At 61.4% G+C, this 12,644-nt stretch carries 11 protein-coding genes; 9 read left to right on the top strand and 2 right to left on the bottom strand.

Annotated features, from left to right (window positions below; translation table 11 throughout):
- The first annotated feature begins 195 nt into the window (after nucleotides 1–195).
- Genes DW870_RS05835 through ffh form a run of 5 tightly spaced genes read left to right on the top strand, consistent with a single transcriptional unit; the run spans nucleotide 196 to nucleotide 7,117 of the window.
- Nucleotides 196–438, top strand: coding sequence for an acyl carrier protein (locus DW870_RS05835; protein WP_117847660.1), 243 nt, complete (start codon nucleotides 196–198; stop codon nucleotides 436–438).
- A gap of 3 nt (nucleotides 439–441) precedes the next feature.
- On the top strand, nucleotides 442–1,167 hold the full coding sequence (gene rnc / locus DW870_RS05830; protein WP_117847662.1) for a ribonuclease III: 726 nt from the start codon (nucleotides 442–444) through the stop codon (nucleotides 1,165–1,167).
- A 10-nt stretch (nucleotides 1,168–1,177) separates the two neighbouring features.
- Nucleotides 1,178–4,714: a chromosome segregation protein SMC gene (gene smc, locus DW870_RS05825; protein WP_117847664.1), complete on the top strand. Its 3,537-nt coding sequence runs from the start codon at nucleotides 1,178–1,180 to the stop codon at nucleotides 4,712–4,714.
- Nucleotides 4,714–5,631 (top strand): signal recognition particle-docking protein FtsY, encoded by a 918-nt coding sequence (ftsY, locus tag DW870_RS05820; RefSeq protein WP_117769597.1) that lies wholly within the window; start codon nucleotides 4,714–4,716, stop codon nucleotides 5,629–5,631. Before smc ends, ftsY begins: the two co-directional genes overlap by 1 nt.
- A gap of 10 nt (nucleotides 5,632–5,641) precedes the next feature.
- The gene (gene ffh / locus DW870_RS05815) at nucleotides 5,642–7,117 is read left to right on the top strand and encodes a signal recognition particle protein (protein WP_117769598.1); all 1,476 of its coding nucleotides are present in this window, start codon (nucleotides 5,642–5,644) and stop codon (nucleotides 7,115–7,117) included.
- A gap of 120 nt (nucleotides 7,118–7,237) precedes the next feature.
- On the opposite strand, the gene DW870_RS05810 is transcribed toward ffh, so the two are convergent.
- Entirely contained in the window at nucleotides 7,238–8,002 is a 765-nt protein-coding gene (locus DW870_RS05810) for a DUF134 domain-containing protein (RefSeq protein ID WP_117769599.1), read from the bottom strand.
- A 166-nt stretch (nucleotides 8,003–8,168) separates the two neighbouring features.
- Between DW870_RS05810 and thyA the strand changes: the two genes are divergently transcribed.
- From thyA to DW870_RS05790, 4 genes are all read left to right on the top strand, one after another.
- Nucleotides 8,169–9,017 (top strand): thymidylate synthase, encoded by an 849-nt coding sequence (gene thyA, locus DW870_RS05805; protein WP_006234017.1) that lies wholly within the window; start codon nucleotides 8,169–8,171, stop codon nucleotides 9,015–9,017.
- 9 nt (nucleotides 9,018–9,026) lie between these two features.
- On the top strand, nucleotides 9,027–9,545 hold the full coding sequence (locus DW870_RS05800) for a dihydrofolate reductase (RefSeq protein ID WP_117769600.1): 519 nt from the start codon (nucleotides 9,027–9,029) through the stop codon (nucleotides 9,543–9,545).
- Between the two features lie 109 nt (nucleotides 9,546–9,654).
- Nucleotides 9,655–10,569 carry an RNA methyltransferase gene (locus DW870_RS05795; RefSeq protein ID WP_117769601.1) on the top strand — a complete coding sequence of 305 codons (915 nt, stop codon included), beginning with the start codon at nucleotides 9,655–9,657 and terminating at the stop codon, nucleotides 10,567–10,569.
- Nucleotides 10,570–10,694: 125 nt separating this feature from the next.
- The gene (locus DW870_RS05790; RefSeq protein ID WP_117769602.1) at nucleotides 10,695–12,044 is read left to right on the top strand and encodes an MATE family efflux transporter; all 1,350 of its coding nucleotides are present in this window, start codon (nucleotides 10,695–10,697) and stop codon (nucleotides 12,042–12,044) included.
- Nucleotides 12,045–12,127: 83 nt separating this feature from the next.
- Here DW870_RS05790 and DW870_RS05785 read toward each other — a convergent pair whose 3' ends face one another.
- Complete coding sequence (locus DW870_RS05785) at nucleotides 12,128–12,613, bottom strand: cob(I)yrinic acid a,c-diamide adenosyltransferase (protein ID WP_117847666.1); 486 nt, start codon at nucleotides 12,611–12,613, stop codon at nucleotides 12,128–12,130.
- Nucleotides 12,614–12,644 lie beyond the last annotated feature (31 nt).

Below are 12,644 nucleotides of genomic sequence, written 5' to 3'. Positions count from 1 at the left end.
TTTATCCGCACATGTGCGGATGAATGTGGGAGGTGTTCGGATAAAGTTGATAATCAAGGATCGTTTTATAAGAGCGAGTTAGAGCGCTGTTATGTGCTTCGCGGCGCACGTCGTGGGGTAGAATCAGAACCGTGTCTTGGTACCGCCCGGGCGGTACCATTCTTTTGGTATTCATGCACTATGAGAGGAAGCGCTATGGACCGCTCCGAAATCTTCGACAAGATCGCCGAGGTCGCTGCTGACGTTCTGGGCGTCGATGTTGCCGAAATTAGCGAGGAGACCACCTTTGACGACCTCGATGCCAACTCGCTCGAGCGCCTGCAGCTGGTTACGGCTATCGAGGACGAGTTCAACCTCGAGATCGATGACGAGACTCTGCTCTCGCTCAACTCTGTCGCCGACGCCGTCGACGCGATCGAAAACGCCAGGGAGGCCTAGGTCTTGGCTTTATCCGAACGACTTACGCGTGCCCAGGAAATCCTGGGCCACGAGTTCAACAATAAGGTGCTGCTGCGCGCGGCCCTTACGCATCCCTCGGCAGTCGAGGGCCAGCCGGTTTCTGCCAGCTATGAGCGCCTTGAGTTCTTGGGCGATTCCATTTTGGGTGCTGTGGTCGCACGCTCCCTGTTTGAGTCCTATCCGGAGTTTGACGAGGGCAAGCTCACGCGCCTGAAGGTGTCGCTTGTCTCGGGCGCTACGCTGTCCGAGGTTTCTCACGAGCTGGGCATTGACGACATCATCATCTTTGGTGCCTCCGAGACCGGTACCGGTGCGCGCGGCCTGCATTCGGCGCTCGAGAACGTCTATGAGTCGCTCGTGGGCGCGCTGTACCTGGATGCCGGCTGGGATGCGGCGGCGGAGTTCATTCACCGTACGCTTAAGCCGCATTTGGCTTCCGAGCGTGCCGAGCATCCTGCGAACCCCAAGTCGTTTTTGCAGGAGTGCGTGCAAGCCGACGGTCACGAGCCCCCGGCGTATAAGCTCGTTGGCTCCGAGGGCCCGGCGCATGCGCCCACCTTTACCGCCGTGGTGTTGATCGATGGTATTCGTCAGGGTCGCGGCTCCGGCTCCTCAAAGAAGGAAGCCGAGGGAGCCGCTGCACTCGATGCACTTGACCGCATGGGCTACACCACCAACGGCGTGATTCTCAACAAGAAGCCTGTTTAAGCGAGGAACCGTGTATCTCAAGTCCCTCACGCTCAAGGGGTTCAAGTCGTTTGCCGACCGCGCCCATATGACGTTTGAGCCGGGCCTGACCGTCATCGTCGGTCCAAACGGCTCGGGAAAATCGAACATCTCTGACTCGATTCTGTGGGTCCTGGGCGAGCAGAGCGCCAAGCAGCTGCGCGGCCAGGCCATGGAGGATGTCATCTTCTCGGGCTCATCAGCGCGCAGGCCGGTGGGTGTCGCCGAGGTCACGCTGGTGCTCGATAACTCGGACCATATGCTGCCCGTCGATTTTGAGGAGGTCGCCATCACCCGTCGCATGTATCGCTCGGGCGAAAGCGAGTACCTCATCAACTCGAGTCCGTGCCGCCTGATGGACATTCAGGACATCCTGCACGATTCGGGCCTGGGCAAGGATACGCATTCCATCATCAGCCAGGGCAAGCTCGACGCCATTTTGCAGAGCCGCCCCGAGGAGCGTCGCGCCCTCATCGAGGAGGCCGCCGGCATCTCCAAGCACAAGCGCCGCAAGGAGCGTGCGCTCAAAAAGATTAAGTCAATGGACGAGCACCTGACGCGTGCCCGCGACATCAATAAGGAAATCGCCCGTCAGCTGCGACCGCTGGAGCGTCAGGTCGACCGCGCGCGCAAGTACAAAGAGCTGTCCTCGCGCGCGAACGAGCTTACGCAGATGCTGGCCGTCGACGAGCTGCGTTCGCTGCAATCGCAGTGGAACGACCTGGAGAGCCGCTCTAAGGAGGGCGCCGCCGAGCTGGAGCTCGCGCAGTACCGCCTAGGCGAAAAGGAGCGCGAGCTCGAGAAGCTCCAGGTTATGCTCGAGGAAAAGGGCCTGTTTGTGGGCGACCTGGGCGAGCAACGCCGTCACATGCAAGATGTGGTCGGTCGCATTAACTCCGACATGCGCCTGCTCGAGGAAAAGGGCCACAACATGGTGTCGCGCCTGTCTGACATGCGCGGGCAGATCTCGAGCTCCGAGCATCAGCGTCGTCGCGTGGTCGAGGAGCTCGAGGACGCGCGTGCCCAGCTTGAGGAAGTGACCGGTGCGCACATGCTGGCCCAGGAGGACGTTGACGCCGCTGGTCCTGCCGCCGCTGAGCTCCACGAGCGGCGCGTGGCGCTCGACAATCAGATTTCGCAGTTTACGCGTGAGCAACGCGATGTGCAACGCGTGGCCGATAACGCCGCGCTCGAGCTCGCCAAGGTGAAGGATTCCTTGAGCAATGCCGAGGTCGAGGACAACATGTATGCCTCGCGCCTGGAGCAGATTGACGAGCAGCTCGAGGAGGTCACGGCCTCGCTCGAGAGTCGTCGCGACCGCGCAGAGGAGCTTGAGGGTGCTCTTGAGGAAGCGCGCCAGGCCCAGGCCGATGCGCGTGAGGCCACCGAGACGGCACGCGCGGCTCTGAAGGACCTGCGTGCCCGCGAGAGCGATGCGCGCAACAAGTTATCCGAGGTGCGCTCGGAGCTTTCCAGCCAAAAGAAACTCGATGCCCGCATGGCCGACAGCTCGCCGCTCGTGAGCCGTCTGGTGGGTGCGCTGGGCGATGATGTCACGGGTCGTCTGGGCGACGTGCTCGAGGCCCCGCGCGAGCTTGAGGGCTTGGTTGAGCAATTGCTCGCCGGCGATATCGATGCACTGCTGTTCGACGATACGTCCGCGCTTGAGCGTGCCGGTCGTGCCGCTCTGGACCAGAAGAAGGCCTCGGGCGAGGCGCTGCTGGTGGCGCGCGGCGTGAGCGGCTCTACCGCCGCTGAGGGCGCTGCCGGTACCCGTCTGGTTGATCATCTGTCCGTGCGCGCAGGCTACGGTCCCGTCGTCGAGGCGTTGCTCGGCGGATATTACGTAGTGGACGATCTTGCTGCCGCGCTGTCGGCGCCGGTCGTTGACGGCGTGACTTACGTGACCCCCGATGGCGCCCGCGTCGCCTGCGGCGGCCTGGTGCGCGTGGGCCTCGATGCCGGCGAGGCTTCGGGTGCGCTGGAGCGCAAGCGTCGCATTCGCGAGCTGGAGGGCCTGGAGCCCGATCTGGCTGCCGTGTTTGAGCATGTGTCGGATCAAGTCGTCGAGGCCAATGCGGCCGTTGAGGAAGCGCGTGCCGCTGAGGGCGATGCCGCCGGCGAGATCGCCCGTCTTGAGGGCGAGCGCCGCTCGCTGCTCTCCGAGATCGGCCGCTTGGAGCAAAGCGCCAACAATGCCGAGGTCGAGCGCGTGCGCATCTCCAAGCGCCGCGAGCAGGCCTCCGAAGCCGTTCGCGCTGCGCGCCCGCGCGTTGACGAGCTCACCCGTTCGCGTGACGAGGCTCGCGCGCAGGCAAGCAATCTGGGGTTGCAGATTGCCGAGGCCAACGACGAACTCGACCGCGTTCGCCGTGACGATTCCGAGGCTGCCGGCAAGCTCGCCGACGCCAAGGTTCGCCTAGCCCAGACGAGCGAACGCCTGCGTTCGCTGAAGGGCCGCGTGCCCGATCTGGAGCATCGTCTTGAGGGCATCGACCGCCGTATCCGCGGAACACGCCAGGCCTCGCGCTCGCTCGAATTGCTGCGCCTGCGCGTCGATCCCATGCACGAACGCTATTCGGCCCTGCTGGAGCGCGCGTCGGATTGGGCCTCGCGTCTGCGTGACCAGGCTTCGCTCGAGGAGGCTGACTCGGCCTCGCTTAAGAAGACCATTGAGGACGCCAAGGCCGAGGTCTCCCGCGCCAAGGAGCGGGTCGATGCCGCCACCGCGACGCAAAACGAGTTCAAGGTCGCTCGCGGCAAGCTTGAGGTGCAGGTAGAGGCGGCTATCAAGGCCATTACCGCCGATGGCACCACGGTGCTCGAGGAGGCGCTCATGCTTCCTGCGCCCACCGACCGTGACGCTGCCGAGCGTGAGCTCAACCAGCTCGTGCGCCAGATCAACAACCTGGGCCCTGTGAACCAGGTTGCCATGGAGGAGTACGAGCAGCTCAAGCGCCGCGCCGATTACATCGAGGAGCAGCTGGCCGATCTGGAGAGCGCGCGCAAGGCGCTCACCAAGATCACCGTGGCCATTGACCGTAAGATGCGCAAGGCCTTCCTGGTGACCTTCGAGAAGGTCGATGCGAACTTCCGCGAGATCTTCGCCATGCTGTTTCCGGGTGGCCAGGCACATCTGGAGATGACCGACCCTGAGCATCCGGCCGAGACGGGCATCGAGGTCGTGGCGCAGCCGCGTGGCAAGCGCATCACCAAGATGATGCTCATGTCGGGCGGCGAGAAGAGCCTGACGGCGCTCGCCTTGCTCTTTGCTGTCTATCGCACGCGTACGGTGCCGTTCTATGTGCTGGACGAGGTCGAGGCGGCGCTCGATGACGCCAACCTGTCCAAGCTCATCGGCGCACTCGACGTGTTGCGTTCCGATACGCAGCTCTTGGTTATCTCGCATCAGCGCCGTACTATGGAGGACGCTGACGTCCTCTACGGCGTCTCGATGCAAGCCGACGGCGTCAGTCGCGTCGTCTCGCAAAAACTCGATCGCGAAACCGGAAAGGTCGTGAATGCATAATGGGATTCTTCGATGCTCTCTCGCGCGGACTTGAGCGCAGCCGCGAGGCCCTCAACGAGGTCTTCTACTTTGGCGGCGAGGTCGACGAGGATTTTTGGGAGGACCTAGAGGACACCCTCGTCATGGGTGACATGGGTGCCGAGGTCGCGATCCAGGTGTCCGATGACCTGCGCGATGCCGCGGCCAAGAAGAACCTTAAGACCGCCCCGCAGCTCCGTCGCGCCCTGGCCGAGCAGCTCGAGCAGCATTTTGTGCCCGTCGAGCGCGATCCGTTCGCCGACACGCCGAGTTGCGTGCTGTTTGTGGGCATTAACGGTGCCGGCAAGACCACGACGGTCGGCAAGATCGCGAGCGCCATGTCTGCCCGCGGCAAGAACGTCGTGATCGGCTCAGCCGACACCTTCCGCGCCGCCGCCATTGAGCAGCTCGATGTGTGGGGACAGCGCGCCGGCGTTCCCGTCATCAAGCGCGACCGCGGCTCCGACCCGGCGAGCGTTTGCTACGACGTGCTCGACGAGGCCGACAAGCGCGGCAGCGACCTGGTGCTTATCGACACCGCCGGTCGTCTGCACACGAGCCCCGAGCTCATGCGCGAGCTTGCCAAGGTGGTCAACGTGACGCGTAAGCGCGCCGCCAATATGGCCGCCGGCCCCATGCCCGTCTCGGTCGTCCTCGTAATCGATGCCGCAACAGGCCAAAACGGCCTGAACCAGGCGCTCGAGTTTAACGAGGCGCTGGGCCTGGACGGTATTATCATGACAAAGCTCGACGGCACGGCAAAGGGCGGTATCGCCATGGCCGTGGCCGAGAAGCTCAAGCTTCCCATCCTGCGCATCGGCGTGGGCGAGCAGGTCGATGACCTGCAGGAGTTTAATGCCAAAGATTTCTGCCGCGCCCTGGTGGGCGAGTCCAATTAAGGAGTGACTAGTGTTTGATTCCCTGAGCGATCGCCTCAACGACACATTTGACCGCCTGCGCGGCAAGGGCAAGCTGACCGAGGCCGATATCACCTCGGCCATGCGCGACATTCGCATGGCGCTGCTCGAGGCCGACGTCAACTTCAAGGTCGTCAAGGAGTTCGTCGCCAAGACCAAGGAGCGCTGCATGACCGCCGAGGTCATGGAGTCGCTGTCGCCGGCGCAAAACGTCGTCAAGATCGTGCTCGATGAGCTCACCGATATGCTCGGTTCCACCGAGAGCAAGCTCGTCTTTAGCAACCGCATCCCCAATGTCATCATGCTCGTGGGCCTGCAGGGCTCCGGTAAGACCACGGCGGCCGTAAAGCTGGCATACCTGCTCAAGAAGCAGGGTCGCTCGCCGCTGCTCGCCGCGTGCGACGTCTATCGTCCCGCCGCTGCCGACCAGCTTGCCACGCTCGGTGGCGAGATCGGCGTGCCGGTCTTCCGCGGTGACGGCGCGCACCCGGTCGATATCGCCAAGGGCGCCATCCAGGAGGCCGTTGACCACCTGCGCGACGTGGTCATCGTCGATACCGCCGGTCGCCTGCAGATCGACGAGCAGATGATGCAGGAGGCCGTGGACATCAAGAAGGCCGTCAAGCCCGATCAGGTGCTGATGGTTGTCGATGCCATGACCGGTCAGGATATCGTCAACGTCGTCTCGACCTTCGCCGAGCGCACCGACTTTGACGGCGTGATCATCTCCAAGCTCGACGGCGATGCCCGTGGCGGCGGCGCGCTTTCCGTGCGCCAGGTGACCGGCAAGCCCATCAAGTTCGTGAGCATGGGCGAGAAGCCCGATTCGCTGGAGCCGTTCTATCCCGATCGTATGGCCAAGCGCATTCTTGGCATGGGCGACGTTGTCGGCATTATCGAGAAGGCCCAGGAGGCGGCCGACGCCGAGCAGCTCGAGGCTGCCGAGCGAATGCTGCGCGAGGGCTTCACCATGAACGATATGCTCGACCAGATGAAGGCCGTCAAGAAGATGGGCGGCATGAAGGGCATCCTGGGCATGCTCCCCGGCGGCCAGCGTGCGCTCAACCAGATGGGTGGCAACCTGGACGAGGGCATCTTCGATAAGAACGAGGCCATTATCATGTCGATGACCAAGGAGGAGCGCCTGCGTCCCTCCATAATCAACGGTCAACGTCGCGCGCGTATCGCCAAGGGCGCCGGCGTAACCCCCACCGAAGTCAATACCCTTATGAAGCAGTGGGGCGAGATGAATAAGATGATGGGCCGCATGCGCACGATAGCCAATCAGGCACAGGCCGGCGGCAAGAAGGGCAAAAAGGGTAGGAAGGGCAAGAAAATGCGCATGCCCAATATCCCTGGCCTGGACGCTATGGGTCTGGGCGGCATGGGCGGCCTGGGTACGGGCGGTCCCAAGTCCGATATGGAGCTGCTGCGCCAGATGGAAGCGCAGATGCGCAATAAGAAATAGGGCTGTAATTCCAGCTTGATATGGCAAAGGCCACTCGGAAGCTACCGGGTGGCCTTTGTTGTTGGCTTTGATTGTTGGGTTGCGTTCGGCGTCGCGCCCCGAGCTCGCGGTGTCGTGCCGTTAGTGGCAGCTGCAGCCCTCGTGGCCCTCGTGCTCGTGATGGTCGTGGCAGCTGCAGGACTCGCCGTGTTCGTGGGCGTGGTCGTGGTCATGGCCGTGGCAGCCGCACGTGGCCTCGCCGTTCTGTGCGAGCGTGCCGGCGATAAGGGCCTCGACGCAAGCGTCGCAGCTGCCCTGGGCACCTGCGTATACCGTGATGCAGGCTTGGGCAAGCGCATTGATAGCGCCGCCGCCGATGCCGCCGCAGATGAGCGTGTCCACGCCACCGTTGGCGAGCAGGCCCGCAAGGGCACCGTGGCCGGTGCCGCCGGTGCCCACGACCTGTTCGTTGAGCACCTTGCCGTCCTGAATGTCGTAGATCTTGAACTGCTCGCTGCGGCCAAAGTGCATAAAGATGTTGCCGTTGTCGTACGTGGTTGCCACCCTCATGGTGTCGACCTCCTTTGCTGGCCATGCGGCCGTCGCTGTGGTGATGGGGGAGTACGCGATATTGCCGCCCTCGATGATGAGCGCTCGTCCGTTGACCAGCGCGTTTGCCACCTTGCGATGCGCGCGGCTGCAGATTGCCGCCACCGTGGCGCGAGCAATGCCCATCTGCTGTGCGACGGCCTCTTGGTTAAGGCCTTCCAGGTCGCACAGGCGCAGCGCCTCGAGTTCGTCGACCGTCATGTCGATGGCATCGCCGCTCGCCAGGCCATCGGGGGTAAAACCGCGATATTCGGGGATGATTCCGACGCGGCGCAGTTTTTCGCGTCTTCCTGCCATGCGCACTCCTTATCTGACATATGTCAACAATAGGATAACTCGATGCTCATTGAGCGCAAGGAATTTCTGGCATATGTCAGAAAATGAGGGCTTATGTTAGGGCTGTGGGGCCGCGTGCGCCTGGGCTACAATGAATCTCGCTTGTAGGCGACTGACAGGAGGGTCAATGAGCAAGGCTGATCAACAGTTTGTAGCCATGTGCCGCGATATTCTGGACCATGGCACCACCACCGAGGGCCAAAAGGTCCGCCCGGTGTGGGAGGACGGCACCCCTGCCTATACCATTAAAAACTTTGGTGTCACGGCGCGCTATGACCTGCGCGAAGAGTTCCCGGCACTTACCCTGCGCCGTACGGCGCTTAAGTCTGCTATGGACGAGATCCTATGGATCTATCAAAAGAAGTCCAATAACGTGCATGACCTCAACAGTCATATTTGGGATGAGTGGGCTGACGAGACCGGCTCTATCGGCAAGGCCTACGGCTACCAGATTGGCCAGAAGAGCCATTACGCCGAGGGCGACTTCGATCAGATGGACCGCGTGCTGTACGACCTCAAGCATACGCCGTACAGCCGTCGTATTATGACGAACACGTACGTGTTCAGCGATCTATCCGAGATGCATCTGTATCCGTGCGCCTACAGCGTGACCTATAACGTCACTCAGCGTCCGCAGGACGACAAACCGACGCTCAACATGATTCTCAACCAGCGTAGCCAGGACATTTTGGCCGCGAACAATTGGAATGTGTGCCAGTACGCAATTCTGTTGATGATGGTTGCGCAGTCGGTCGATATGATTCCCGGCGAGCTGCTGCACGTGATCGCCGATGCCCACATTTACGACCGCCATGTCGATATCGTCCGCGAGCTTATCGAGCGTCCGCAGTTTGCCGCGCCCAAGGTAACGCTCAACCCCGATGTGCATGACTTCTATGCGTTTACGACCGATGACCTGATCGTCGAGGGCTACGAGCACGGCCCGCAGGTCAAGAACATTCCCATTGCGGTGTAGGTGGCGCTCATGACGTGTAAGCTTTCTGCCATCGTCGCCGTGTGCGATGACTGGGGTATTGGGTGCGAGGGCGACATGGTGGTGTCCAACCGTGCCGACATGCGTCATTTTGTGGCGCGCACCAAAGGTTGCCCGGTCATTATGGGACGCAAGACGCTGTTGAGTTTTCCCGGCGGACGACCGCTCAAGAATCGCCGCAACATTGTGCTCACGCGCGACCAAGGCTTTGCGCCCGAGGGCGTCGACGTGGTGCATAGCGTTGATGAAGCGCTCGCCGTGGTAGCCGATGAACCCGTTGCGTGGGTGATTGGCGGCGGCGAGGTGTATCGGCAGTTTTTGCCGTATTGCGTGGAGGCCGAGGTCACGCACAACCATTGCATCCATGCCGTGGACACGTACTTTCCCGATCTGGATGCCGATCCCGCGTGGGAGATTGCGCGACGTGGTGGTGTTGCTACGATTGCCGCGGGCGAGGGTGACGAGGGTCTCGATTATGAGTTCGTGACGTATCGTCGCGTTGATGTGTAAACCCGTTTATCCCTTCGGTATTATCGGGTTGGAATGAGTGGCGGGGTAGCGCATGGCGTTGCCCCGATATTTGTATAGGTGCTGCAAAGAAAGGTGCGGGCTGGCTGCTATGACTGATGCCGTTGAGGTGCTGCAAATCGATTCGCTCGAGGACGAGCGGCTCGATGCCTACGTGCGACTGACCGAGCGCGAGCTGCGCTGCGTGTTGGAGCCGCAAAAGGGCATCTTTATCGCCGAGAGTGCCAAGGTTATCGAGCGCGCGGTTCGCGCCGGATACGAGCCGGTGAGCTTTCTTTTGGGCGAACGCTGGCTCGACCAGATGATGCCGCTGTTTGAGCGCCTGGTTGTGCGCGAGGGCGCGGGCCCGGTTCCCGTGTTCGTGGCCTCGATGGAGCTTATGGAGCAGCTGACGGGCTTTAACGTGACACGCGGTGCGCTCGCGGCATTCCGCCGTCCACGTCAGATTCCGGTAGCCGAGTTCTTGGGTGGCGTCGTCGAGGCGGCGGGGGAGCGCCCGGTGCGCGTGTGCGTGCTCGAGGGCATTGTCGACCACACCAACGTCGGCGCGATTTTCCGCTCGGCGGCTGCGCTGAACGTCGATGGCATTTTGGTGAGCCCTACGTGCTGCGATCCGCTGTACCGTCGCTCGGCCCGTGTGAGCATGGGCACGGTGTTCCAGGTGCCCTGGACACGCATTGGCAGCGAGGCGCGCGTATGGCCGCATGATGGGCTGGCGGCGCTACACGATGCCGGCTTTTCGTGTGCCGCCATGGCATTGACGGATGATTCGGTGTCGTTGGACGATTCCGCGCTGCAGGAGATTGACCGCCTGGCAATCTTTATGGGCACCGAGGGTGCTGGCTTGGGCGCCAAGACCATTGCGGGCTGTGACCGAGCCGTGCGAATTCCGATGGCGCACGGGGTCGATTCGCTCAACGTGGCCGCGGCAAGTGCTGTCGCCTTTTGGCAGCTGTGTCCGCATGTGAGCAATGAGTATCACTACCAGCCGGGTTTGTATCACTAAACAGATATTTCGCACCGGGCTGTGGTTCGGGGCGTTTCGGCCGACGCTGGTCGGTGCTAAGCTGGTGTCGGCTTTGGTCTTAAATTGCCGTTTTGTTGTATGACGTACGCTAGTGGGGAGGGCGTGTGGCTAAGAAATCTACGGCTATCGATGTAACGCAGGGTGTCATTTGGCAGCAGCTGCTGTCGCTGTGCGTTCCCATTTTCTTTAGTTCGTTCTTTCAGCAGGCATACACGCTTATCGGTACCTATATCGTCGGTCAGTTTGGCGGCAAGCTCGCGCTGGGTGGCATTCAGGCCACGATGGTGCTCACCGAGCTCTGCATTGGTTTTTGCGTCGGTGTGGGTGCTGGCTGTGCCGTTATTACCGGTCAGTTTTTTGGCCAGCACGATGACGAGCGCCTGAGCCGATCGGTCCACACGGCCATGACGCTCGCGCTGGTGGGCGGTATCGCTTTCTCGATTCTTGGCATAGTGTTCGTTGAGCCCATGCTGGTGCTTATGAATACGCCGCATGAACTATTGGCCGAGGGCGTGGCCTATGCCCGTTGCTATTTTGCCGCCATGGTTGCGGCGCTGCTGCTCAATATGGGAACGGCATTGCTGCGCGCCGTGGGCGACACGCGCGGGCCCGCTGTGATCATCGCTTCCGGCTGCCTTGTTAATGCGGTGCTGGATGTCATCTTCGTTGCCGTACTTCATATGGAGGCTCTGGGCTGCGGCATCGCGGTGGCGCTGACCATTTGCTCCAATGCCACGATGATCGTGATTCGTATGATGCACGCACCGGGTGCGTGGCGGCTTTCACTGTCCAAACTCGGCATTGATCCTGGTATTTGTAAGAGCATGATTTCGTGTGGTCTGCCGCTTGGCTTTCAGTCTGCTGCGTATTCGATTTCCAACGTTTTGATTCAGGTGTCGGTCAACTCGTTTGGTGCCGATGTCACCACGGCTTGGGGTCTTTCGGGCCGCCTGGATGGCATTGTCTGGATGGTTACCGAGGCGCTTGGCGTGTCGATTACCACGTTCTCGGCACAGAACTTTGGCGCGCGCAACTACGAGCGTATGCGAAAGGGCTACCATACGTCGCTCGTGCTGTCGTTTATGCTCATTGGTGGCCTGTCTGCCGTGCTGCTGGTGTTCTCGGGTCCGTTGTCGCGCCTGTTTGTCGACGATGCTTCGATTTCGGCGTACACCACGACGATTCTTCACTTTATCGCGCCGTTCTACGCGATCTTCTCGATTATCGAAAACGCGTCGGGCTCCATTCGCGGCGCCGGCGTGAGTCTGCAGCCTATGATGCTCACCATCTTTGGCACCGTTGTCTTGAGGGTGATTTGGGTGTTTGCGATCATGCCCTTCGATCCGTCGCTCGAGCATCTACTGCTGGTCTACCCCGTAACCTGGCTCATTACGGCCACGATGTTCACCATCTACCACCACAGCGGCAACTGGCTAGGCCGCGCCATCGCCTAATGATCCCTTGGGGCGGAGGGAAACGGATCATTGCTCTCCGTCGTGATGTCGATGTCCGTTTTCCTCCGTCCCCTTCGGTTTCATTAGTATTTAATGCCTTGGCGGGCCAGGAGGCCTTCGTCGAAGTAGTGTTTGACGGGGCGCATTTCTGTGACCAGGTCGGCGAGGTCCGCGAGGGGCAGCAGGCCGCGGCAGGTCAGTATGAGCTCTGTGGTGTCGGGTTTCATCGCGATTAGTTCCTCGACATCCTCTCGCGCCACAAAGCCGCGGCGCATGGCCTCGCCGAGTTCGTCCAAAATCAGAACGTCGACCTGTGAGATCTGCTCGCGTGCGAGCTCCATGATCTGTGCGGCGCAAGCCTCGGGCGTGTCGCGGTCGGCCTGTGCAATTCGTAACCCTAGGCGTGGTGCCGCATCATGCTCGGCGCAGTGCAGCTTCTTGGCAATCTGCAGCATGAGTACGTCGAGCCCATAACCTGTGGCGCGCATCGCCAATCCCAGCGCAGCCGTGGTTTTGCCCTTGCCATCGCCCGTATAGATCTGAACCTTGCCGACTTCGAGTGATGCCATCTCTATCCTTTCGTGCCCGGCGTCGGTTTAT

Source organism: Collinsella sp. AM38-1BH (assembly GCF_003467545.1).
Classification (GTDB): domain Bacteria; phylum Actinomycetota; class Coriobacteriia; order Coriobacteriales; family Coriobacteriaceae; genus Collinsella.
Note: the sequence above shows the minus strand (reverse complement) of the source record. Positions and strands in the feature narration are given on the sequence as shown.